Genomic DNA, 25,023 nt, shown 5'->3' with positions numbered 1-25,023 from the left:
CTAGTTTTCGAGTTTACCGCATCACCCGTCCACTCAAGAAGAATATAGCGGATATAAGGATTTTTGGTTTTTTGGATAAAGTTGATCATGGAGAAAGGTAACTAGGGGTGATCACGTTTGGAAAATAAAAAACCGAATGATTCATCCTCTTATAGTGAGATTATGAAATCATTTTACTTACAAAAGGGGTCTCAAGAACACTTTTCTATTCTTGAAATGTATATACAAATGTTCTGGGATGAAGTGATTGTTTCTTATAAACTTACTCTCCTTGAGGAAAAGATTGATGCTGCCCTTGATTCACATGATAAGCAGTTGTTTCTAGAATTGGCTGGACAATATACAAATTTACGTCTTCAACAAAAATCGTTAATTGAAACCATGAAGGAAAACAAGATTATCTAACCTAATTTGAATCTATCTTTCTTTCGCTTTTCCACAATAGCCGGTGAGCTGGTATCTGCGGATTACGGTAGCGACCCCGTGGTTTTGTCGTAAAAATTTTATACAGAAGAAGGGAAATATGATATCGTTGGCAACAATACCCCCAGTTTTTTCATTTATATACAAAATAGAGATCCTAAAACCCATTTTAAAAATCCTACCACAGTATGGGATTTTTGGGGTCTTTCCCCTGAATTGACTCATCAGCCTGCCCCACTTTGGCAAAATAGTTATCAGGATTACGGTCCTTTCTGCGCGCCAAACAATCTTCCAAAATTGAGTGAACCATTCTAAAGAGTTGTCTAGTTTTATCTATTTCAGCCATGTTCTAGATTTTTAGGAATAACGCCCTTTTTTTATGAGACTAGCAAATTTTACAAAGAATATATTTACTGCTGCCATTTCTTCTATAACTGTTATAATTTTTAACAGAAGTATTTTTATAGGGGGAACAGCCCATGTACGTGGACCGTGATTATCCGGAGTTTTCTTGGTCGAACTCCAGGCATAAGACTTTTTTGGAGTGTTTGCGGAAATATTATCATCAATACTATGAATCTCATAATGGCTGGTTATACAATTCTCCCGAAGAGAACAAGGCAGCGTACCGGCTAAAGAATATAAAGAATATCCCGATTCTGCTCGGAGATTTGATTCATAAGAGCATTGATATGCAGTTGAAAAACATTTTAAACGGGAAAAAACTATTCACTGAAGACGAAATGATTGCGATGGTAACCCGCGGCTTGAATAACGCTTATTTGGATTCTACTAAGTTTCGCCAGTTGTGGGTTCAAAAGCCGAAGCGGCATCAAATGCTGTATGAAATCTATTATGGGGACGGGCTAAGCAAAGATGCCGTAGCGGCTGCCAAAACGAAGCTCGAATCCTGCGTGAAGAATTTTTTTATGAGCAAAACCTATCAAGATATTTTAAACAAGTTAGAAATGCGAGTTTTGTATTCAGAGGATTTTCAAACCTTTGAAGTTAATGGGGTCGATGTCTTTGTTGTCCTCGACTTTATTTACCAGGATGTCCGTCAGGAAAAGTGGATTGTGGTCGACTGGAAGACAGGCAAAGAGTCGGAAGATGACCGCAAACAGCTCGCTTTTTATGCCCTCTATTTATCCAGGGAGCACAACATTCCGGTTGAAGACATCATGATTCGCAATGAATATTTATTGTCAGGGAAATCCCAAGAATATCAATTATCCGAGTTTGAAATCGAGTCCTCCCAGCAGCTGATGAATGATAGTATTTATCATATGCTGAAGTACCAGGAGGATCCTGTTAAAAACAAACCGCTGGACAAGGAGTATTTTGACATGAATCCTTCCAAAAAGTGCAGCTATTGCAATTTTAAAGAAAAATGCAATCAAATTTAAATGGGTTTGGCTTCAAGATAGAAGATTTTTGAGAAAAAGTCCGACTTGATGGGCGGCATGGTGATTCCCAGTTTCATCAGCTCATCACCCGTGTAGGTTTGCTCGTTATTCATTTGATACACCCGGTTTGGATCCATACCGCGGAAATATAGACGGAATAAGGGCGGGTTCGGCGTTGCCAGGGTTTTATAGTAAAAAACAACGGCTTGTTCCTGGTTTTCCGACACATACATCCAAGCTGTGTCCTTGCCGTCAAAAGGACTCAGCAGCCTATACAGATTGCCAAAGCAAACTAGCTCCTTTACTTGGTGATAGTATTGGATTTTCTGTTTGACAGTCTCTTTTTCTTCGCTCCCCAGCTTATCGATGTTCAGCTCGAAACCGAAGTTGGCTGCCATCGACACATCACATCGCATCTCTAGAGGTGTGATCCTGCCTACTTGATGGTTGGGGACGTCCGAAACATGGGCGCCTATTGTGATGGCCGGGTATACGATACTGGTTCCGTATTGGATTTTTAACCTTTCGACTGCATCGGTGTTGTCACTGGTCCACGTCTGCGGCATGTAATACAGCATCCCTGGGTCAAACCGCCCTCCCCCTCCAGAACAGCTTTCAAAAAGAATCTGGGGAAATCGGCTTGTTATTTTTTCTAACACTTGATACAGCCCAAGCATATAGCGGTGGGCCGTTTCCTTCTGCCTCTCTGGAGGAAGGGCGGTAGAACCCACCTCCGTCATATTGCGGTTCATATCCCATTTCACATAGGAAATGGGAGCACTCTCGAAAAGGCGGGTGAATGTCTCGACCAGCCAGTCGCAGACATCCTCCCGGCACAAATCAAGGACAAGCTGGTTCCGCGATAGGGTCCGATTTCGGCCCGGCACATGGAGACACCAATCGGGATGCTGCCGGTATAAATCACTGTCAGGTGAAACCATTTCCGGCTCGACCCATAGCCCAAATCGCATCCCTTTGCTTTGGACATACTTCGTTATACCGTTTAAACCAGATGGAAGTTTTTTCTTATTTACGTACCAATCCCCCAGTGAGCTTTTATCATTATGACGCTGGCCGAACCAGCCGTCATCAAGGACAAATAGCTCGATTCCTACTTCAGCAGAGGCATCCGCCAGTTGCTTTAATTTTTTTTCTGTAAAATTGAATTTGGTCGCTTCCCAGTTGTTTATCAGGATGGGACGGGTTTGTTGGCGATACTGCCCGCGGCAAATCCTTGTGCGCAATAATTTGTGGAAGGTACGTGACATTCCGCCTAAACCTTCTGAAGAGTAGACCATTAGAGCTTCAGGTGTTTGAAAGGTTTCTCCTGGCTTTAGCAGCCAGATAAAATCAAATGGGTTGATGCCAATGGACAGCCTGGTGGATTGATAGGGATCCACTTCAACCGAAGCTTGGAAATTCCCGCTGTACACGAGGCTGATGCCATAAACATCCCCATATTCCTCAGTGGTATTTTTCGCAAGCAGGGCCATAAAGGGATTATGCTGATGGCTGGAAGCGCCTCTGGCGGAAGAAATCGATTGGGTTCCATCGATTAGCGGCCGGCGCTCGATATGCCGCTCCCTTGCCCAGGTTCCGTGAAGGTGCAGCAGGTCCCAATTACAATGGTGAAAATCAACCGACATGCTCATACATTTATGTATCTCCACCTCTTGGCCGCCCAGATTTTCAAAGGAAGCCGACCGGGTGATTACATCAAAGTTTCGATAAATCGTGTATTGGAGATGCAACCCGATGCCAAGCTTGGAATCTACCAGTGTGATGATTAAACTGTCGGCCTCATCATCCTCTTCTGTGTAAGCAGCGGGGAGTCCTTTAAGCGGGCGCTTGCCTTTAACTATTTCATGGGAATCATAAACAAATTCCGTAAGGGTCGAACCATTCTTGGTGCGGAGCTGATAAGCAGGCGTCCGGAAGTCCCCGTTTCCAAATGCGGGGTACTCTTGTGGCAATGTATCAAGAGAAAAACTTGGGTCTGAAGGCTCGGTCATCGGCGAAAAGGTTCTGCTCTTATTGAACAGGATGGACATGGGCTGCAGCGCATGAACCCGCCTTCCCCAGTACAGATGGGCCGGATATTTCCCATGGACAATCCCCATCAAATAACTCGTCCGGTCATTAAACAAATGGAAAATGCCCTTTTCTTCATCCCATTCAATCGGCATGGTATTCCCTCCTTCTTTACTTCCATATCTATTCGTCATGGGAACTGATATGCTTTTTAATCTTTTTAAAATAAATCTGTTTGTTGTTGGCAAAATAAGGCTTACTAGCTAACACTTGGAGGCGTTTGGGGTTTTCCTGGTGGCGGCCAAAGTATTTTTTCAAGGGATGGTTGAAAGATGAATTTTTCAAAAAGGATGGCCCTGGGATTTTGCGCTGTTTTTGCTGCGGGTTCACTCGCCACAACCTCTGTTGTTTCTGCAGAGTTCGCACCCGCACCCGTCAATGGGAATGGCAGCACCTTTGACTTAACGATTATGCATACCAATGATACCCACGCACACTTGGACAATATCGCCAGACGCATTACCGCGATTAAGAAAATGCGGTCGCAAAAGCCTAATAACTTACTGATGGATGCCGGTGATGTATCTTCCGGTACTGTGTATTTCAGCGAATTTCATGGTTTGGCTGACCTGGAGTTTATGAATTTGGCCGGCTATGACGCGATGACGTTCGGCAACCATGATTTTGACCGGGGAACCGGTCCTCTGGCGAATTTTATAAAAGGAGCGGATTTTCCCTTTGTCGATGCCAATGTCGACCTCTCAAAAGGCGCCAATTTATCAGGCCGCTTTCATGACGAAATCACGGAACGGCCCGAAAACGGGCTTGTCTATAAGGGAATGATAAGGGTCGTGAACGGGGAGAAAATCGGTATTTTCGGTTTAACCACGGCTGAAACATTGGTCATCTCCAATCCGGGACCGGATGTTGTATTTAATAACTATATTGAAAAGGCGAAGCAGACGGTTGCGGCCCTAAAGGCAAAGGGCGCCAACAAGATTATTGCTCTCTCGCATCTAGGGTTTGACGATGGCGGCGGCGATAATGATTTAACCTTGGCCAAAGAAGTGGAAGGCATCGATGTGATTGTCGGCGGCCATTCGCACACCAAACTGGAGGCCCCGGTAGTGGATCAAACCGGTGCGGAGCCGACCATTATTGTCCAAGCCAATGAGTACGGTAAATATCTTGGAACTCTTAATGTGACATTTGACCAAAACGGAAAAGTGATTGGCCACGATGGCAAGCTCATTGATATTGACCGAAAAACGAATCAAGGTTATGTCATCTCTGATGACCCCAAAGCAGCGCAAATTCTTGAAAAGAAATATAAACCGGCTGTGGAGGAAAAACAGCGAACCATTATTGGAACCACCACCGTGGACTTAATTGGCGGGAGGCCGGATGCCCGTGTCAGGGAAACGAATTTAGGGAACCTGATGACGGATGCGATACTGGCCAAAGCGAAAACGATTGACCCTGACACCGTGATGGCTGTCCAAAGCGGCGGCGGCATCCGTACCTCAATTCCTGCCGGAAAGATTACTTTGGCTAACGTATTGGAGCTGATGCCGTTTGGTACCTCATTGGCTATTATCAAGCTTACCGGCATCGAGATCAAACAAGCTTTGGAGTTTAGCGTAAAGGATGCCCCCAAGCCGTTTGGCGGATTCCTGCAGGTGTCCGGCATGAGATTTACTTACGACAGCAGAAAGCCTCCCGGACAACGGGTTCAATCGATTGTGGTCAAAGAAAATGGCCGCCACTATGTTCCGATGAATCCGGCCAAAACCTATCATGTCGCCACAAACACCTACACCGCCAAAGGCGGCGACGGATTCACCATACTCGCAAAAGCCTACAAAGAAGGCCGCGTCAGCGAACCCGGACACGCCGACTGGGAAACCTTCATCGAATACATCGGCGCCCAAAGAAATAAAACCGTCAGCCCCACCGTAGAAGGACGGATTGTCAACCTAGCCAAATAATTTGGGGCCTGTCCCCCAGTGCGTTAATGCTTTAATGAGCCGGGGGACAGGCCCCCACCGCGTTAACGCATTAATGTGCCGGGGGCTGATCCGATGATTCCGCTATTATCATATTTATATTTCTTTATAGAGAACGCCTCCATGTTTTTTGTAATAATTTGTTTGATATTTAAATGATTTTACATAGGATAAAAGTGGTGGTAAAATTGTCCTAATTATCAAATTTTTACAAATTTTTTACATGGATTTTAAACATTTCTGATAGAATAATGGGGACAAGCTATTTATTTTGACAGGTGAATTTGACGCAATTCATTCGTTATAAAATAAAGAGGCTTCGATAATGAATTACATGGGGGAGAATAATGCAATGAAGAATCCAGTAAGGATGAATCGCAAATTTTTTTCAATTCTTGCTACTGCGGCTATAGTCACAGCTGCGGCTGCTCCTGCTGCCCTTGCGGCTCCTAAAGAGTCAAAAACAGACAATGGGGTAGGTCGTACTTATGAGCTGACTATCATGCACACCAATGATACACATGCCCATTTGGACAATGTGGCAAGACGGATTAGCGCCATCAATCAAGTTCGTGCAGAAAAGAAGAATACCCTGTTATTGGATGCAGGGGATGTATTTTCCGGTACTTTGTATTTTAACGAATACAAAGGACTGGCTGATTTAGAGTTTATGAATCTAGTTGGCTATGACGCGATGACATTTGGAAACCATGAGTTTGATGAAGGAACTTCCACTCTGTCCAATTTTGTAAAAGAAGCAGATTTCCCGTTGGTTAGTGCGAACGTAAACTTCTCAAAAGATGTCAATCTAACGAATCGTTTCCATGAAACCACGGCAAAACACCCGGAAGATGGAAACATCTATAACGGGATCATCAAGGTGGTGAATGGGGAGAAAATCGGAATTTTTGGCTTGACCACTGCCGAAACGAAGGATATTTCCAGTCCTGGGCCGGATGTTGTTTTTGAAAACTATATTGAAGAAGCGAAGCAGGCTGTGGACGATTTTAAAAAACAGGGTGTTAATAAGGTCATTGCTCTCTCCCACCTCGGCTTTGATGATGGCGGCGGGGACAATGATTTGACATTGGCAAAAGAAGTGGAAGGCATTGATGTTATTGTCGGCGGTCATTCCCATACGAAACTGGATGCCCCATTTATCGATAAAACCGGTGAAGAGCCGACTGTCATTGTACAAGCCAACGAATACAGTAAATATCTTGGAACGGTTGATTTAAAGTTTAATAAACAGGGAAAGGTCACTGAGGCCGATGGAAAACTGATTGACCTTGACCAGAAAAATGCCGAGGGCGCTTATGTGATTCCGGATAATCCTCAAGCCGCTCAAATCCTGGAAACCAAATATAAACCAGCGATTGTAGCAAAACAGCAAACTGTTATTGGCAAAACCACTGTTGATTTAATTGGCGGTAACCCTCCTGCCAGGACGGGAGAAACCAATTTAGGCAACTTAATCACAGATGGAATGCTGGCTAAGGCCAAAACTATCAATCCTGAAACGGTGATTGCCTTCCAAAACGGTGGCGGAATCCGTACGACCGTTCCAGCAGGTGATATTACATTGGCGAAAGTGTTAGAAATCATGCCTTTCGGTAACGCGTTAGCGATTATGAAACTTACAGGTGCTGAAATTAAACAGGCCTTGGAATTTAGTGTTAAGGACGCGCCAAAAGCATTTGGCGGATTCCTGCAGGTTTCCGGTTTGAAATTTACTTATGATAGCAACAAACCCGTCGGTGAAAGAGTACAATCCATTGAAGTAAAAGAAAACGGGTTCAACTATACAGCCATCGACCCTAAGAAAACTTACGTGGTTGCTAACAACATCTTCACCGCAAAAGGCGGAGACGGATTTGATGTTTTCGCTCAAGCTTACAGCGAAGGCCGTGTCAGTGAACCAGGATTCGTTGACTGGGAAACTTTCGCTGATTATGTTGGTTCTTTCGAGAATCAAACAGTTAGCCCAAGTCTAGAAGGACGGATCACTAATCTAGCTCAATAGTATCTAACCATAGATGTCCCTAAATTTGAAACAAAAATGAAGCTGTCCTTAGTACAGCTTCATTTTTGTTTGACCATTATTTCGTATACTTTTTAAAAATTAAGGTGGCGTTATGCCCGCCAAATCCTAATGAGTTGGATAGTACCACTTGTACATCCTTCTTCTTTGCCACGTTTGGAACGTAGTCTAAGTCAAGTTGCTCATCCGGTGTTTCATAGTTAATTGTTGGAGGAATAATTCCTTCTTGAATGGCAAGAACTGAAAAAATAGCCTCAATCGCCCCGGTAGCACCAAGCAAATGACCGGTCATTGATTTCGTGGAACTTACAGATAGGTGATAGGCGTGGTCTTTGAAAACTTCCTTGACGGCTAACGTTTCATACAAATCATTATAATAGGTGGAAGTTCCGTGCGCGTTAATATAATCAACCTCAGTGGGATCAATTCCAGCATCGTCCAATGCCAACTTCATGGCGCGCTGGGCTCCCTCTCCGTCTGGTGCAGGGGTCGTAATGTGGTAGGCATCACCTGTTGCCCCATATCCTATCAGTTCTCCATAAATCTTTGCTCCGCGGGCTAACGCGTGTTCCAATTCCTCTAAAATAACAATCCCAGCGCCTTCCCCGATGACAAACCCATCACGATTTTTATCAAACGGACGACTGGCGGTTTTCGGGTCTGGATTTTTAGACAAAGCCGTCATGTTGGAAAAACCGGCGACAGTCATTTCTGTGATCGTCGCTTCTGTTCCTCCTGCCACTACCATGTCGACATCCCCGTTTTGGATAGCACGGAAGGCATCTCCGATGGAATTGGCACCGGAAGCACAGGCAGTTACCGAACAATTATTGATTCCTTTTGCCCCAAGCTCAATGGCCACCCGTCCTGCTGCCATGTCCGGGATAAACATCGGAATTGTAAATGGATTGACTCTTCTTTGGCCCTTTTCGATAAATTTCTTATGCTGCTCCTCGAACTCGCCAAGCCCGCCAATTCCTGACCCAATCCAAACGCCAACCCGTTCAGAATCAATATCGGCACCAATTTTAAGGCCTGCATCATCGACTGCCATTTTACTCGCAGCTACCGCAAATTGGCTGTAACGGCCCATTCTTCTCGATTCTTTTTTGTCCATAAATTCTTCTGGTAAGAAGTTCTTTACTTCCGCCGCGATATGGACATCTACTTTTTCCACATCGAACAAAGTTGCCGGGCCAATTCCTGACACCCCGTTTTTAATGTTTTTCCATGTCGTAAAAGCATCATTCCCCAAGGGAGTGACTGCCCCTACACCTGTTATGACGATTCTTCTCTTCATATAATCCTTTCTCCTATAATAGAGTTTATATTTATGCTGCAGTTATTCAAACAAATAATTGTCACGTTTTTCACAATCATAACTATTTTATCGGATAAAGAAGAATCGGACAAATAAGGGGCCTGTCCCCCATGGTACTAATGCGTTAAAGCGCTGGGGGACAGGCCCCTTTTCCCGCTCAATTGTTGTTCTTTCCCAGAAAAAAACCGGCGGCCAATAGACAGGCGATCGATAAACCTACTCCAATAAACATGGAATAGTTGAGGGATTCTTTGAGCGCCATGCCTGCTCCAATAGAGGCAACTGATAAGAACATAAACGAAACGGAGTATTTTTTTTTCATAGACTTTAAACCCTCCCACTATCCAATAGACCGGTAGTCTGCTCAGTTTACTTTTATATTGTGAAATTGTTAATCAATATACGGATAAAAATGGGAAAAGTTTCAAATTTGTCCCAGAAGACCTAAGTTCTCACTTCTAGAAAAACAAGCGGCAGAAATTTGTTTTCTGCCGCTTGGTTGCATCTCTATTATCGGTGGTTAACCGGTTACTCTTTTAGTTTATTCCCGCCAATTCTTTCACCGTTTTGTTTGTAACAATGGACTCCAGCACATAGGCTTTTTCAAATCCATCTTTAATTGCGTGGGTAATGGCACCTGGAACGATGGCATCACCTATTACAAAGACATTTTCAAAGTGCTGGCGATACAGTTCTTCTAATGGGTTATGGGATTCAGTACCCATCGAGAACACCACATGGTCGATTTCTAGTTCCATCTGGTCCCCTGATGATTCCCGTTCCATCACTACAGCATTCGGTAGGACTTTTGCCACCTTTTGGCCTTCGATGATCTTAACATTTAGATTGCTCAAACGGTTTAACAGCATCATTCTGGTCGGGGCTGACACTTTTTCACCTGTGGCAGTTGGAACATCAATTAAAGTAACCTCGCTGCCCGCTTCTGCCAGTTGGCGCGCAACACTATAGCAAACCATTCCGCTTCCAACCACGGCCACCTTTTTGTTGGCAAACGGGATGCTTTCCAGCAATACATCCTCATAATCACAAACATTGGCCAAATGAATTCCTTCAATTTCCGGCATAATTGGTTTGGCGCCGGTTGCGAGGAAGACTGCATATGGGGTTAAGGCGCTTATTTTTTCCACTGTAGCCAGTGTATTCAGCCTGACATCCACGTTTAATCGAGCCATTTCATGACGGTGAAAATCAATCATCCAGTTCATTTTCTCTTTAGCAACCGGTGTATGCACGAGGTCCATTTGACCGCCAAGTTGCTCTTCTTTTTCAAAAATGGTCACGTCATAGCACTTTAAGGAAAGAACTCTTGCAGCTTCCATTCCTGCCGGCCCGCCGCCAACGATGGCAACCGTGCGCTTCTCTTCTATTGGTTTAAGCTCCTTAAACTCAAGCTCCCGGCCAGCACGAATATTGATTCCGCATTGTATGTGCGAATTCTTGTTGACGGTTTGGATGCAATGAAGGCAATTGATACACTTCCTGATTTCTTGCACCCGGCCTTCGAATGCTTTTCTAGCCCATTCCGGGTCGGCTATTTGGGTTCTTCCCATGGCCACAAAGTCCGCTTTGCCATCAGCAATAATCTTTTCGGCAAAATCCGGCTCGCGAATCACCCCAACTGTGATGACAGGAATGCTAACCACTTCTTTAATTTCCTCCGCTAGGTACACTCTCCAGCCTTGTTCATACATCATCGTTTCGATAATTTTGTCCCCGGAATTATAGGTTCCACAGCTGGCATGGATCCCATCTACTCCGATTTTTTCTAAATGCCGGGCTATCTCCTTGCTTTGTTCCACTTCCAGTCCGCCCTGATCAAAATCATCCACATTCAGACGCACAGTTACTGGAAAATCAGCGCCGCATTTTTCTTTGACACCCAATACAATTTCCTCTAAAAATCTCATTCTATTTTCAAAGCTGCCCCCGTATTCATCAGTCCGTAAGTTGGAGTTCGGACTTAAAAATTGGTTGATCAAGTAGCCGTGGGCAGCATGGATTTCGACCCCATCGATGCCGGCCAGTTTGCATCTGACGGCCGCCTGAATAAATTTTTGGACCAATTCCCTCACTTCGGCATTGGTTAACTCCCTCGGCTGTTCGCCGATGGCGGCGCTTGCAACGGCACTTGGCGCCACGATTTGTTTTCCGCCTGTGAGGAATGAATTAGACTGCCTTCCGGCGTGATGCAGCTGGACGAATATTTTTGCATCGTATTTATGGACGGCATTGGCCAAACGGCCGAAGCCTGAAGTAAACCGGTCTTCGTCAATCCTTACTTGGTTGGACATTCCTTTTCCCAATCCATATTCAACGCAGGTAAATTCCACAATAATTAAGCCAGTTCCACCTTTGGCCCGTTCCTCATAATAAGCAATTTGATGATCAGTAACCTCACCATTAGGGCCAGCCAAATTAGTTGCCATAGCAGGCATGACCACTCTATTCTTCACTGTTAAACTTCCGATTTTCCCTCTCTCAAACAAATGGCGAAAACCCAAAACAACCCCTCCTCCTTAACAACAACTATGTTAAACACTTCACAAACACAGATGAAGCAATCCCTCCCTTCATTATAAACGAACGCATTCCTAAACTTTGTGATAGATACGTGACACTTAAAGGGATTTGTGACAACTCCCCAATCCTTTAACGCATTACCCTGGTGGGGGACAGGCCCCCGGTGTATTAACGCGTTACCCTGGTGGGGTCCTGTCCCCACTCAACCTACTATAATAGAAAGTAGCCCAATGGTATTTTGTTGGAAATAATTCTGGGTTTGTGAATATACATATAGAACTAGTTTGTTTTATCTAGGTTTTTATAGGAAGGAGAATTTAGTTATGGATAAATGTATTTCTTGTGGTGAAGAGTTATCTGTAATGGAGAGAAACAGGAGTGAATGCTGGGCTTGCCGGGATACGACGACTGAAGCTTATTCAGAGGAAGATGATTGAGTTTACAGGGCAGTGATGATTCCCCTTGTTATCTTTAATTAATAGAAAGCCCCCCTTCACTTCGATTGGTGCCACAGCACCTTGTGAAAACCCCTCGATTGTATATATCTTCATTTCCATTATTACTGAAATGGTTCCTGCAGACACTACTACACAAAATTAGGCGCCATTGCTATTGGCGCCCAAAAAAATGTTTGCAAGGGACTGTTCCCAACACGTTAATGCGTTACCATGCCGGGGGACAGGCCCCCGACACGTTAATGCGTTAGCACGATGGGGGACAGGCCCCATTATTTTTCTCGCACAACTTTAGTGTCGGCGGTTTTTGGCTTGGTGGCAAGACTTACTGCCACGAAAGCGATGAGTGAGAGGATGATTGGTAGTACGACGGTGTGGAATCCAAAGGCATTTGGGTAGAACCGATCTAATAGGATGTACGAGCCCATTCCGATGACCATGGAGGTAATGGCTCCGTACTTATTTCCCCTGCCCCAATACAATCCCATGATCACTGGCCATATGAATACGGACTCCAGTCCGCCGAACGAGAATAAATTGAGCCACACGATTAGGTCAGGCGGACTTAACGCAAAAATAATTACAATTACGCCAATAACAGCGGTCACGCTAAAACTCACCTTTTTGATGTGGTTATCACTGGCTTCAGGTTTAATATAGTTCAAATAAACATCTTTCACCAAGGCCGAGCTGACTAAAATCAGCAGCGCATCAACGGTCGACATGATGGCCGCCATTGGCGCTGCCAAAACAATTCCTGCCAAGAATGGCGGAAGCACCTTCATCGATAACAACGGCATCACGGTATCGCCAATTTTCACACCGGGCAGGACCGGACGGGCGAACACACCGATCAGATGCATCCCCAGCATGATGAACCCGACGACAATGGTGCCGATCACAATCGCATTATGCATGGCTTTAGAATTCTTATACGACATGGCCCTTACCGCGATTTGCGGCAGACCGACCACCCCGACACCCACCAAAATCCAATAAGAGGAAACATAGGCTGGCGAAAGGCTCCTGTCCGCGCCAAACGGGCTGATTAAGTTAGGATTCTCGGCCGACAAATCAGAAATAATCTTCGATACCCCCCCGCCTGCCTTAATGGTGGCAATCAACAGAATCAAGGTCCCTAAGAACATCACCACACCTTGAACCGTATCTGTCAAAGCCACGGCACGGAACCCGCCTACGATGACAAATACAAGGACGGAAAAAGCAAATATGTATAAGGCCGTTGTATATTTCAGTCCGGTGAGGGACTCAACCAAACGGGCACCGCCAATCCATTGGGCCGTCATCGAGGAAAAAAGAAAAATAATAATGCTGGCTGCCGACAGCAAAACAACCGTTTTACTTTGATACCGTTCCTTAAGAAAGTCAATTAAGGTTACCGCCTTGTATTGCCTCGAAACGATAGCAAACTTTTTCCCAAGGACCATTAGCGTAAAATAACCGGTTGCCAGTTGAGCCATTGCCAGCAGAACCCAGCCCAACCCTCTCGTATAGGCGACTCCCGGCCCGCCAATAAAGCTTGAGGCACTGCCATAAGTGGCAACCATCGTCATGGCCAGGATAAACCCACCCATGGAACGCTCGCCCAGAAAATAGCCTTCGAGGAAGGAACTTGACTTTAAAACTAATTTGTTCGACCAAAGCCCTATGGCAAAGATAATCAGTAAAAAAATGAGTAACGGTGTAATAACGCCCCAGTTCACTGTTTTCCCTCCTCTTCCTCTTCAAAGGGAACATCCTTGAACAAAAATTTTACGGTCAGACTGACCAAAATAATCATCAAAATGGATCCGACAATGCAGCTGTAAAAAAACCAGGCAGGCAGTCCGAAAACATAATGGTAATTCTCCACTTTTTCCGAACCAAGCCCATAACCAAACCCGTACCACCAAATAAAATTTATGATAACAAGAATGACCCCAATCAGGGCTTCTTTATGGGCAATCTTAAAACGCTTGTCCAATGGTGCTTCTGACTTTTTCACCATACTCCTCCTCTTAAAGCAGTTATGTTATTTTTCTCTAATCATGAACATTTTACCAAACATTCCTATGAAAAAAAGCAAAAAGCATAAATCAGATTAGGCGAGAGCTGACCGCCCTTCAAGACTGCATTGAAACTTATCGCAAAAAATAGGTAAGATGGCAATATAAACCGGTGATTTTGGGGAAAATAAAAGAAGTATGACCATTTTTTCCGTAAAGGAGGAGTGACCTTGGAGGAGTCTTTGAAGATTGGCGATGCCGCACCGGATTTTTCTTTGCCGGCTACCATAAGAGATCCGCTGTCCCTGTCTGATTACAAAGGCAAAAAAAACGTTGTCGTTGCCTTTTATGGGATGGATTTCACCCCCGGCTGAATTAAGGAAATATCCTCTTGGAAAGAGGATTATAAACGGTTTGAGCAGTTGGATGCCGAGGTGCTGGGCATGAGCGTCGACCATATTCATTCACATCGGGTGTTTTCCGCCAGCATGAGTACGTTGCCCTATCCATTGGTATCTGATTGGCATAGACAGACGGTGAAAGATTATAAGGTTTATAACGAAAAGGGTGGAGTAGCCATCCGTTCTGTGTTTGTCGTGGATAAAACAGGGATCATCCGCTATATCAACACTTCCTTTAAAGCAGATAAAAAAGAGGATTATGAGGCGGTTTTTACCGAACTGGAGAAGTTAGCGCACTAACTAGAAAGGGCACGATTCGTTTTGGAATCGTGCCCTCTTCTTGATGATTATTCATGTAAATAGGCCCAAGCATATTGAGCATAAAGTTCCGCTCCGGTTGCGAGAGCGTCCTCGTCGATGTTGAATTTGCCATGATGGTGGGCCCACTGGGTATCCTTTTCAGGATTCCCGCTGCCAACAAGGGCAAAGCTGCCAGGCGCTTTTTCAAAATACTCGCTGAAATCTTCCCCGCCCATTGTCGGCTTTTCATTAAATACCGCATCGGCACCAAATGCCTCAGATACAACCTGTTGAACCAATTTAGCACTGTATTCGTCATTAATAACCGCTTGGGTTCCACGGGTATATTCCACTTTGGCCGTTGCCCCGTAAATGGCGGCTACTTGTTCAGCATAGTGCTGGAGCTGGGTTTCAATATGGTCCCTGACTTTAGGGTCAAAACAACGGACCGTTCCCTCAATCACCGCATTCTCGGCGATGACATTGAAGCGGGTGCCGACCACCATTTTTCCAATGGTGAGTACTGCGGGCTGCTGGGAATCAACCGTTCTGGAAACCACGGTTTGCACATTCATGACAAACGAAGAAGCCACAATGGCTGCATCGATACAGGCATGTGGCAGAGCCCCATGGCCGCCCTTACCCTTGAACGTCACCTTAAACAAATCTGCTGAAGCAAAAGATGGCCCAGGTGTGCACGACACTTTGCCCGTTGGCATTTGCGACCAAATGTGAATGCCAAAGACATTATCGACACCGTCAACCGCCCCTTGTTTCACAAATGCCTTGGCTCCTTCCGCCACTTCTTCGGCCGGCTGGAACAATAACCGGACGTTCCCCGCCAAATCAGCTTTGTTTTCATTTAGAACTTTGGCCGCAATCAACAGCATCGCGGTATGGGAATCATGGCCGCACGCGTGCATTTTGCCTTCAAACTTGGAGGCGTATGGCAGGTCTTTATTTAGCTCTTCTACTGAAAGAGCATCCATGTCCCCTCTTAATGCCACTGTTTTACCTGGCTTGCCGCCTTCAATTGTTGCAATGACTCCAGTCGGCTCCGCCCGACGGTAGGAAATGCCTAATTGGTCGAGATACTCACAAACAAAATTGGTCGTATTATATTCCTCCCAGGAAAGCTCCGGTTCACTGTGAAGCTTCCTGCGGATTTCTGTTATTTCTTCGCTGTATTGTTGAATGCCTGCTTTTAATTTCTCATTGATCATTTTACTCTGCCTCCGTTAATTTCTTGGCTGTTTCATATAAGATTTCAACGGCATTGGCTATATGAAGCGAGTCAGACCATTCTTCCGGGCAATGGCTTAAGCCCTTTTTACTTGGGATAAACAGCATGCCAACTTCCGTCACGTCGGATAAAACCATTGCGTCATGACCGGCCCCGCTATTAATCGAGCAATACGGGATATCCATCGCGCTGCTGTTTTGTTTTAGAAGGGCAACAATATCTGAATTCATCGCTTTAGGCTGCATGTAAAGCTGCTGGACGGCCGTGATTTGTACACCGTCCTGATTATAGGACTCTATTAATCCATTCATTTTGCCGATTACATTCTGAATGTGCTCTTCCTTGCCGGAACGAATATCCACTGTGAAGACTGTTTTTTTCGGAATGACATTGGCGCCGTTTGGAAATACATTTAATTTTCCGGTGGTAATCACGGTGCCCTCCCCCTCCTCAATGGCAAGTTCAGGGAATTGGGCAATCATCCGGGCCGCAGTCACCAAAGCATCCGCGCGGCGGTCCATCGGTGTTGTACCCGCATGTCCAGCTTGGCCTTCCACGGTAATTTCAAACTGGGTCAGACCAACGATGGTTTCCACGACACCGATGGGAATGTTTTTCTCTTCCAAAATCGGCCCCTGTTCAATATGCAGCTCCAAGAATGCCTTGATGGTTTTCGGATCCCGCTGTTTCGGAAGCGACGGATCGAGCCCAATTTGGGCCATCGCGTCTACTGTAGAGATCCCGTCTTGGTCCTTCAGGTTTTTAAAATCTTCCTCAGTCAGCAGTCCGGTGATTCCTCGCGAACCCATCAACCCGCCTCCGAATCTTGCCCCTTCTTCTTCAATAAGGGCAATGACTTCCAGTGGATATTTCGGTTTGATCTGATTTTGTGCGAAAAGAGCGGCGACTTCCAATCCTGCGACCACACCGGCGGGACCATCATAAGAACCGCCATTCGGGACGGAATCAAAGTGGGAGCCAATTAATACGCTGGGCGCATCCTTCAACGTGCCCTCCATTTTGCCAAAAATATTGCCCAAGCCGTCTTCTCTGACTTGTAAACCGTATTCCTGCATTTTTTCTTTAATATATTCCCGTGCCTGTTTATCTTCCTGACTATAGGTCAACCGAGTTGTCCCTTTTCCGGGTGTCGCTGTAAATTCACTCAGCGAGTCTATGTGTCCTTCAATTCGTGTTTGAAGTTCGTTCATTTCAATCTCCTCCGCTTCCTACAAGAATTTCACGAAAATGCCTGCTAAAATAACCGAAACAATGGTAACGGTGATAAACCCGCCAACTAGCATAGGAGGCAGCATGTGGCTTATCAGTACTTCTTTTTCCTCTTCGTCTTGAGTTAGTGATTTAATGACTTCGTTTGTAATGATGAAGTCGGCCGGGAATCCGTATAGAGCCGTTAAGGAAACGGCGAAGGCCATTTCTTTGCTGACTTTTAGGACTTTGCCTGCAATAAATGAGAAAATATACATTCCGATGACACCAATAACGATGGTACCGATTAGCGGCCAAATGATTTCCATCATCATGCCTGGTGTCGCCTGTTTTAATCCGTCAAAGATGAACAGCATCAGGCCCATAATCGCGAAACCGAAGCCATTTGCTTTTTGTAACGCCTGTTTTTCCAAAAATCCGATACTTTTTCCGATGATCCCAAACAATAAGCAAAGAACAAACGGGCTGACGGAGACAACCGGTGCTAATAGAGTGGAAACAAAATAGGCTAGAAGCGCTACTAAAGCCAGTCTAAAAAACTTAAAAAATTCAGTATTGTATTTTTCAGGCAAGTTTTTAAATAGTTTAAGCTCTGATTCTGCAGTAGCTGCCACTTCAGCAGATGCTTGAACGTGGCCGGCTGTTTTCAGTTCCCCTTTTCGATACTTTTCCAGTAGTCTCTTACCTTCTTTTTGCAACATGATGGAAGTAAGCGGGTATCCTGCAAATCCCTGCATAACATAGATGACGATGGCAAATACGGACAACGAGGCAAGGCCGGCAGCCTTTGCTCCTTCTGACATAATAAGAGCGGAAACGACGCCGCCTACTAAAGGCGGAACGGCAACAACCATGGTTTTAAAGCCAAAAATGAGTGACCCGATTCCCAATAAGAATACGACGATCCCTAAGATACCTGAGATAGCGATGAGAATTGTCTTCCATTGGGCTTTCAATTCTTTTAGAGACAACAGGGTGCCCATATTAGTGATAAGCAAGTACATTAGCATGGTGGCGACCACTGATGGGACACCAGCTAGTGCGACAATTTCTTTTGGGAAGAAAGTCCAATATCCGATTAGGAACAGAACGGCACTGATGAACATCGACGGTACCCAGGCCTTGGTCCTAATGGCTATCCAATCCCCAACCAATAAGATAAAAATGACAATTACTAGAGCAAGCATTTGTGACATATCTACACCTTCATTTCTACTAGTTTTAAAATTATTTCGCAACTCTAAAAAATATATGTTATTAAAATAATAATATAATTATACTTTTCAGTCAATTTTAACTATTAATATTTTTCTGGTAATCGCTTTCATTCTATATTTTTATATTTAAGTTATATATCAGAAAATTATAATTAATATTTCAAAATAGAGGCTCTGTTAAATTTGGCAGTTGATTTCCTCCCTTTGCGATCACTTTCCGCTTCAATCAACATGTTTAAAAAACAACATAAACCCTTAAAACAGCCATAAAAAGAAGGCCGCAAGATTAGCGGCCTTACCTGGTAAAACGGACTATTATCGAAATTCTTCCCGTACATGCTCTTTTAAAGGTATATCTTTATTCACTATTTCCTCAATTACCAATTTAGCGACTTCCCGCGCTCCCTTTTCCTGAAAATGGGTGCCGTCTTTGACTCCATTTGGATAATTAGGTGAGTCTCCAGGATTCAACCATAGAAATACATCTTTTGTTTTGCTTGGACCAAGCTTTTGAAATAATTCATTACTTTTCCCCGTTAAATCAATAACCGGGACATTTTCCTCTTTAGCCAAAGCCATCATGGCTGCCGGATAGGTGCCATGGGTTGAGAATACTTTTCCACTTGGAGTAAACCGCCTTCTTTCTACCGGTGTAACGAGAACGGGAATGGCTCCTTTGCTCCGCGCCCCGTCAATATATTGCTTCAAATAGCTTTTATATGTGGTGGAAGGGTCAGTATAAAGGCTTGGATATTTGATCTTCTCATCATTGTGGCCAAATTGGATAAACAGGTAGTCACCTTGTTTAATTTGGCTGAGAATAGCGTCTAGTCTGCCTTCATCTATGAAACTTTTCGAACTTCTTCCGGGCTTAGCGTGGTTGCTCACCACTACCTGCCCATCAAACATCTCACCCACTACTTGTCCCCAGCCTGCCCTTGGTGCCAAATCGCTCGTATAATTGGAAACCGTCGAATCCCCTGCAAGATAAACTGTAATGATTCCCTTTTTCTCCTCACCATACACTTTCTTCGGCGGGTCTTTCAAGGAATATATCCCCGTAGCCCAGACTAAACATGCTGTCAATACTAGCAAAACCGACAAAGTTGCTCTCCTGGTCCATCTCTTCTTCAATCCGCTTCCCCCTTGTTGCTCCATCCATAAAAATATTCTTTGTTTAATCTTACTTCAATACACCCATAAGAAAAAGTACTTTTTATTGGGAGAATAGACCTGGTGCGTTAACGCTTTACCCTGCTGGGGGACAGGCCCCCAGTGCGTTGACGCTTCACCGTGCCGGGGGACAGGCCCCCACCACTTTAATGCATCACTGTGCTGGGGGGTGGTCCTTATTAGGTTTTTGTGTTCTTGCTGATGTTGTTGGGATTAGAAGAGGGCATGCTTGCTTTTCTGAAGCTTTGGTAGGCGTCGATGGCAGCGAAGATGACAAAGATGGCAATGGTTACCCGGATAAACCATGATGTTGGATTGTCGATGTCAGGAAATAGGTTTGCTAGGATGTTGTCGAACGATCCTGTGAACAGTTTCGGAGCTGTTATGATCTTCACGAAAATGAGGGATGTCATTATTTGGACGATTGTGTTGGTGGCGGCAAGCTTTTTTGTCCATTGCTTTATTCTCCATTTATAAAGGGCAAGGGAGATTTCCAGAATAACCGTTAAGACAACAAGCAGCCAATAGGAATTTAATACCTCTTGGTTTAACGAGGGGATGATTACCATGATATGCCCGCCCTGCCCATTCTGGTAGACTCCAGCAAAACTAGAGGTCTTAAAATAGAAGGTTACCCAAATTGCTGTCCAAATGAGAGGACCGTATATTTCAATTCTTGGTATTGCTTTTTCTCTAGGCAAAACTGAAATCTTTGTTAAATCATCCGGATTCCATTCCTTATGCAAAGGACCGAGCAATTTATGGTTTTTCAGGTCCACACGTTCCATGACGGCAAATACCAGTGTCAGCCAGAAAAAGGTTTGCATTATGGTCATCAATACCCGAACGATTCCGTCGCTAATCACCCCAGTTAAAAAGATGTTGATAAATGCATGATTTTCCGGGGTATTTACCAGAGTTTCTATGAAGAAAGAAAGTAATGTTACAGTCACCGCAATTGGTAAAATAATTTTTAACATATTAATATACGGGTCATAAAATTTTGGACCTATTAAATACATCGGCTGGTCCAGATATCCTCTTGCAAGCACGGAAGGGTCTCCTAATTTCTTTAATACCTCCCTTACATCTGAATCTTTATAATTTTCCGGAAGCATATCCTCGATTGTGGACCTCAGCTCGAGGGCAATATCACTTCGGCTCTTTTCAGGCAGCCTCCGAGTAACCTCCCGTATATATAAGTCAATTAAATTCATTAGGTTCATCTCCTTTTAATAATGAATAAAGTTCCTGAGATAACTGCTCCCACTCCGTCCTCAACTGTTGAAAAACCTCTACGCCAAATTCACTTAAAACATAATATTTACGCGGTCTGCTTTCGGAGGTGTCCCAACTGCTTGTAACTATTTCTTGTTTCTCCAAACGGCGTAGCAGCGGATAAAGCGTACTTTGGTCAATCGTAATACCACTCTTTTCTAAAGACAGGACAAGGGAATACCCATATTGCGGCGATCGCAACTGGCTCAAAACAGCCAACGTCAACGTCCCCCTCCGCAATTCTGTCCGCAAAGAATTCAGCAGTGTGCTCATCAACTCACCTCGGCTTTTTTACCTTACATCACATACTATGCGTCATACACTATTATGTGTAATTAAATATTATCATCTTTCAAACAATTTGTAAATATTTTACAATTAATTGAAATCTGACCCTCACTTTAGCGCTTTATCAGGGCGGGGGCCTGTCCCCCGCCACGTTAATGTATGAAAGTAAAATCTTAAAGAATGGAATCCTAAAGGTCTAAAGTGATAAAGTAATATCAAGAATAGTACTATAATTTGAAATTTTAGGGTTTTGTTTAAGACGAAATATAGTTAAGAGGTGTAGACATGAGTCAAGAGATTGCATTTATTCAACGTGAGGTTTTAAAGGAGAAGCCTGAGTCTTCTTCCCTTGGCTTCGGGAAGTATTTTACTGATTATATGTTTGTGATGGACTATGATGTGGAAAATGGATGGCACGATGCCCGGATTGCCCCGTACGAGCCGATTACCCTTGAACCTTCAGCAATGGTTTTCCATTATGGACAAGCTATCTTTGAGGGAATGAAAGCCTATAAGACGCCTGATGGCACCATTCAGCTATTCCGGCCAGAGAAAAACATGAAGCGTTTAAACGATTCGTGTGACAGGCTTTGCATTCCGCAAATTGACGAACAGTTCTTATTAAACGCCATTAAACAATTAGTGCTAACTGAAAAAGACTGGGTCCCAAATGAGGAAGGGACTTCCCTTTACATCCGTCCATTTATTTTTTCAACTGAGCCATATCTTGGGGTAAGGCCTTCCCATCAATATAAACTGCTAGTGATCCTCTCACCATCTGGTGCCTATTATGGTGACCAATTAAGCCCTGTAAAAATATATGTGGAGGAGCAATACGTCCGGGCTGTCATCGGCGGAGTCGGCCATGTTAAAACAGCTGGAAACTATGCGGCAAGCATGAAAGCACAGGAAAAAGCAGAAGCAAACGGTTATGCACAAATTCTCTGGCTTGATGCGAAAGAAAATAAATATGTTGAAGAAGTTGGCAGCATGAATATTTTCTTCAAAATTAACGGCGAGGTTGTGACCCCACGGTTAAATGGAAGCATCTTGCCTGGGGTTACCCGCGATTCTGTTATTGAGTTATTAAAATACTGGAATGTTCCGGTACATGAAGAAAGAATTTCAATAGAAGAAGTTTTCGCCGCACATGATCGCGGTGAGTTGGAGGAAGTTTTTGGTGCTGGAACAGCCGCCGTTATTTCTCCCGTCGGTGAACTAAATTGGAACGGCCGTGCCATTACCATCAACGACAACCAAATTGGTGAATTTTCCCAGCGTATTTATGATGAAATGATTGCCATACAGCTTGGAAAAAAAGCAGATCCGTTTAGCTGGACAGTAAAAGTTGCCCAGGTTGAAGTTTAAGGGTTTACCCCCAAAAGCAAAAATATAAGAGGGCAGTGAGAAAACTTGCTGCCCTATATTTTTTATTCGGTTGTCTTTTGGCAAAATATCGTTTGCCGTCCCTCCTGCTCATTTTCCTCAAAAAAAAGAACTTTCCAGTCCCTAAATACAGTCAAAAGCTCCTGAGACTTCAGCTTATATTGATCGGAAACTGATTGATTTTCTGGCTGTGGCGACATGTAGAAGGTCTCAATGAAAATAAAACCATAGTGTTTTATACTGTCTTTAACTGCTGAAAATAGGGAACGGTCCAAGTAATACGTCATTACCACTAAGTCATATAAACTTTTTTTCAACGAGATGTTATCCAATTTAGAAAGATCACATATTCGAGAATTGATGGTTAAATTATGTACTGCAACCAGTTCCTTTATATAGTCAATGGCCACTTCAGATATATCGACTGCCTGTACTTGATAATTCATCCGAGCAAGAAATTGACTGTTTCCACCGAGCCCGCAGGCTAAGTCGAGAGCCTCCCCTCCGGTAAGATAAGAGGAAAGGTGCTTTAATCTAGGATTTGTTTCGGGCTGCCCCCGATTATGATTCAATCTTTCTCGATATTTTCCGTTCCACTTACTTCTAATATCCATTTGGAACTCCTCTTTTTCCCATCTTCAAACACAATAAAAGGCTTTAAGTCCATGCCTTACCAAACAAATAGACCAACAATCATAGCACTTAGCAACGAAACAGCCAGGCCACTCACTAATAGTTTCCACACATTTCTACCAATAACCTTTGATTTCTCTTGACTGATCGTTGAATTAAACGCCCCGTATATCATTCCCACCGTACTAAAGTTAGCAAATGAAGTTAGGAAAGTCACGGCAACTGCTACAGTATGTGGGGCAAGTTCCTTTATTCGCTCCGTTAAATCAAGCATTCCAACAAATTCGTTTGTTGCAAGCTTTATTCCCATCAATTGAGCCACATACATCGCATCATCCACAGGTAAGCCTAACAAGAATGCAAATGGACTAAATATATAGGAGAATATTTTTTGGATAGTCAAACCTTTCACAATAACACCTAGAATTCCATTAACAGCAGACGTTAGTGCCACATAGCCAATTACCATCGCGGCGATAACAATGACCATTCTAATGCCAATGAGCATACTATTTGAAATGGTTGAAAAGAAATCTCCACGCTCCTCTTTTGCGGGGACATAAACAAGGTCTTCCTCTTTGCTAACGTGAACAGGGTTCAGCATATTGGCAAGCAACAATGAATTTAAGCAATTCAACGGAATAGCAACAAAAACATATGTCGCTGGAACCATCGTTAGGTAGGCACCAATAATCGACCCGCTAATGCAACTCATACTCATTATACCAAATGTTAACAGACGATTTTCATTTAGGGCCGTAAGCTGCTGGCGGATTACAGCCAGTGCTTCCGTATTTCCAAGGAACATCATTTGAATGGAAAAGAAGCTTTCAAGCTTCGGCAATCCTGAAACTTTTGAAATGAGCCAACCCACTTTATCAATAATCCACGTTAATATTCCAAAGTAGGTCAAAATATCGAAAAACGTAATAATGAAGATGATAGGCATCAAAGCGCTAAAAAAGAAGTCAACTTGGTCACTCGCCATAACCGACGGGAAAACAAACTTAATGCCCTCGTTTGCACAATCAATTAACCACGTAAAGAAGGACGCAATTTTACTAATGACCCATGACCCGATTTTTGTAGACAGCATGAACCAAGTAATCAGGAATTCAACAATGAGCAATTTAAGAATAGACTTCCAATTGACCTGGGCTTTTCTAGGAGAACAAAGATAGACCAGACCAATGACAACTAAAACCCCCAGTGCATTCAACAAGAAATACACAGTTTCACCCCCTTTAATTTATCATTTCCCTAATTAATTTTTATTTATAGAAAAAATCTTTTTTTCATGACCTCAGATGTTGGATTGTACCTTTTCGAAAAATTATCTAACCTAAATTTTTGTCATTTTGTTTAAGAAAGTGGACAAAAAAAATAGTGGACAGTGATTAACACTGTCCACTATTTTTAATTGCGGGGGCAGGATTTGAACCTGCGACCTTCGGGTTATGAGCCCGACGAGCTACCGGACTGCTCCACCCCGCGATAATAAAAAATATTTTGTTTGTCCATGCTCATAGTTTCATGGACTGTCCCCATCTCAGAATGCTTATTCAAGCAGCGGCTCGATGGGTACAACTCGCAGATTAATCGATGAAGTAACGCTCGTTGCTCCACCCCGCGATAATATAAATA

At 43.9% G+C, this 25,023-nt stretch carries 20 protein-coding genes, 1 tRNA gene and 1 pseudogene; 7 read left to right on the top strand and 15 right to left on the bottom strand.

All coding sequences use genetic code 11. The features are described 5' to 3' along the window. The first annotated feature begins 117 nt into the window (after window positions 1–117). From ACY8D0_RS00110 to ACY8D0_RS00100, 3 genes and pseudogenes are all read left to right on the top strand, one after another. The gene (locus ACY8D0_RS00110) at window positions 118–405 is read left to right on the top strand and encodes an IDEAL domain-containing protein (RefSeq protein WP_462408490.1); all 288 of its coding nucleotides are present in this window, start codon (window positions 118–120) and stop codon (window positions 403–405) included. An 18-nt stretch (window positions 406–423) separates the two neighbouring features. Continuing rightward, window positions 424–651 (top strand): annotated as a pseudogene (locus ACY8D0_RS00105) (catalase); the annotation flags it as partial. 251 nt (window positions 652–902) lie between these two features. Then, complete coding sequence (locus ACY8D0_RS00100; protein ID WP_462408489.1) at window positions 903–1,829, top strand: PD-(D/E)XK nuclease family protein; 927 nt, start codon at window positions 903–905, stop codon at window positions 1,827–1,829. Here the strand turns inward: ACY8D0_RS00100 and ACY8D0_RS00095 are convergent. Beyond that, a complete protein-coding gene (locus ACY8D0_RS00095) occupies window positions 1,826–4,015 on the bottom strand; it encodes an alpha-galactosidase (protein WP_462408488.1) in 2,190 nt (729 codons plus the stop codon). The genes ACY8D0_RS00100 and ACY8D0_RS00095 overlap by 4 nt on opposite strands. A gap of 177 nt (window positions 4,016–4,192) precedes the next feature. Here ACY8D0_RS00095 and ACY8D0_RS00090 point away from each other — a divergent pair, with 177 nt between their 5' ends. Both ACY8D0_RS00090 and ACY8D0_RS00085 read left to right on the top strand, forming a co-directional pair. After that, window positions 4,193–5,848, top strand: a complete 1,656-nt coding sequence (locus ACY8D0_RS00090; protein ID WP_462408487.1) for a bifunctional metallophosphatase/5'-nucleotidase — start codon at window positions 4,193–4,195, stop codon at window positions 5,846–5,848. Between the two features lie 370 nt (window positions 5,849–6,218). Next, window positions 6,219–7,889 carry a bifunctional metallophosphatase/5'-nucleotidase gene (locus ACY8D0_RS00085; protein WP_462408486.1) on the top strand — a complete coding sequence of 557 codons (1,671 nt, stop codon included), beginning with the start codon at window positions 6,219–6,221 and terminating at the stop codon, window positions 7,887–7,889. A gap of 76 nt (window positions 7,890–7,965) precedes the next feature. Here the strand turns inward: ACY8D0_RS00085 and fabF are convergent, their stop codons facing one another. The 5 genes from fabF to ACY8D0_RS00060 form a co-directional block, all read right to left on the bottom strand. Further along, on the bottom strand, window positions 7,966–9,207 hold the full coding sequence (gene fabF / locus ACY8D0_RS00080; protein ID WP_462408485.1) for a beta-ketoacyl-ACP synthase II: 1,242 nt from the start codon (window positions 9,205–9,207) through the stop codon (window positions 7,966–7,968). A gap of 178 nt (window positions 9,208–9,385) precedes the next feature. Further along, window positions 9,386–9,550, bottom strand: a complete 165-nt coding sequence (locus ACY8D0_RS00075) for a hypothetical protein (protein WP_462408484.1) — start codon at window positions 9,548–9,550, stop codon at window positions 9,386–9,388. 214 nt (window positions 9,551–9,764) lie between these two features. Next, entirely contained in the window at window positions 9,765–11,750 is a 1,986-nt protein-coding gene (locus ACY8D0_RS00070) for an oxidoreductase (protein WP_462408483.1), read from the bottom strand. Window positions 11,751–12,496: 746 nt separating this feature from the next. Further along, window positions 12,497–13,948 carry a sodium/pantothenate symporter gene (panF, locus tag ACY8D0_RS00065; protein ID WP_462408482.1) on the bottom strand — a complete coding sequence of 484 codons (1,452 nt, stop codon included), beginning with the start codon at window positions 13,946–13,948 and terminating at the stop codon, window positions 12,497–12,499. Further along, window positions 13,945–14,232 carry a YhdT family protein gene (locus ACY8D0_RS00060; RefSeq protein ID WP_462408481.1) on the bottom strand — a complete coding sequence of 96 codons (288 nt, stop codon included), beginning with the start codon at window positions 14,230–14,232 and terminating at the stop codon, window positions 13,945–13,947. Before ACY8D0_RS00060 ends, panF begins: the two co-directional genes overlap by 4 nt. 222 nt (window positions 14,233–14,454) lie before the next feature. On the opposite strand from ACY8D0_RS00060, the gene ACY8D0_RS00055 reads away from it, so the two are divergent. Further along, the gene (locus ACY8D0_RS00055; RefSeq protein ID WP_462408480.1) at window positions 14,455–14,931 is read left to right on the top strand and encodes a redoxin domain-containing protein; all 477 of its coding nucleotides are present in this window, start codon (window positions 14,455–14,457) and stop codon (window positions 14,929–14,931) included. A gap of 47 nt (window positions 14,932–14,978) precedes the next feature. Here ACY8D0_RS00055 and ACY8D0_RS00050 read toward each other — a convergent pair whose 3' ends face one another. From ACY8D0_RS00050 to ACY8D0_RS00025, 6 genes are all read right to left on the bottom strand, one after another. After that, window positions 14,979–16,154: an amidohydrolase gene (locus ACY8D0_RS00050; protein ID WP_462408479.1), complete on the bottom strand. Its 1,176-nt coding sequence runs from the start codon at window positions 16,152–16,154 to the stop codon at window positions 14,979–14,981. Between the two features lies 1 nt (window position 16,155). Next, entirely contained in the window at window positions 16,156–17,385 is a 1,230-nt protein-coding gene (locus tag ACY8D0_RS00045; RefSeq protein WP_462408478.1) for a Zn-dependent hydrolase, read from the bottom strand. Window positions 17,386–17,403: 18 nt separating this feature from the next. Further along, the gene (locus tag ACY8D0_RS00040; protein ID WP_462408477.1) at window positions 17,404–18,600 is read right to left on the bottom strand and encodes a hypothetical protein; all 1,197 of its coding nucleotides are present in this window, start codon (window positions 18,598–18,600) and stop codon (window positions 17,404–17,406) included. A 336-nt stretch (window positions 18,601–18,936) separates the two neighbouring features. Continuing rightward, window positions 18,937–19,755 carry a rhamnogalacturonan acetylesterase gene (locus tag ACY8D0_RS00035; protein WP_462408476.1) on the bottom strand — a complete coding sequence of 273 codons (819 nt, stop codon included), beginning with the start codon at window positions 19,753–19,755 and terminating at the stop codon, window positions 18,937–18,939. 218 nt (window positions 19,756–19,973) lie between these two features. After that, window positions 19,974–21,011: an HAAS signaling domain-containing protein gene (locus ACY8D0_RS00030; protein ID WP_462408475.1), complete on the bottom strand. Its 1,038-nt coding sequence runs from the start codon at window positions 21,009–21,011 to the stop codon at window positions 19,974–19,976. Next, window positions 20,998–21,345, bottom strand: coding sequence for a PadR family transcriptional regulator (locus ACY8D0_RS00025; protein WP_462408474.1), 348 nt, complete (start codon window positions 21,343–21,345; stop codon window positions 20,998–21,000). Before ACY8D0_RS00025 ends, ACY8D0_RS00030 begins: the two co-directional genes overlap by 14 nt. A gap of 300 nt (window positions 21,346–21,645) precedes the next feature. Between ACY8D0_RS00025 and ACY8D0_RS00020 the strand changes: the two genes are divergently transcribed. Next, window positions 21,646–22,728 carry a branched-chain amino acid aminotransferase gene (locus ACY8D0_RS00020; RefSeq protein ID WP_462408473.1) on the top strand — a complete coding sequence of 361 codons (1,083 nt, stop codon included), beginning with the start codon at window positions 21,646–21,648 and terminating at the stop codon, window positions 22,726–22,728. A 62-nt stretch (window positions 22,729–22,790) separates the two neighbouring features. Here the strand turns inward: ACY8D0_RS00020 and ACY8D0_RS00015 are convergent, their stop codons facing one another. The 3 genes from ACY8D0_RS00015 to ACY8D0_RS00005 form a co-directional block, all read right to left on the bottom strand. Next, entirely contained in the window at window positions 22,791–23,360 is a 570-nt protein-coding gene (locus ACY8D0_RS00015; protein WP_462408472.1) for a class I SAM-dependent methyltransferase, read from the bottom strand. Window positions 23,361–23,416: 56 nt separating this feature from the next. Continuing rightward, on the bottom strand, window positions 23,417–24,610 hold the full coding sequence (locus ACY8D0_RS00010; RefSeq protein ID WP_462408471.1) for a nucleoside transporter C-terminal domain-containing protein: 1,194 nt from the start codon (window positions 24,608–24,610) through the stop codon (window positions 23,417–23,419). Window positions 24,611–24,799: 189 nt separating this feature from the next. After that, window positions 24,800–24,873 (bottom strand) — tRNA-Met (locus ACY8D0_RS00005). Between the last annotated feature and the right edge of the window lie 150 nt (window positions 24,874–25,023).

It is taken from the genome of Neobacillus camarae (assembly GCF_054950115.1).
Note: the sequence above shows the minus strand (reverse complement) of the source record. Positions and strands in the feature narration are given on the sequence as shown.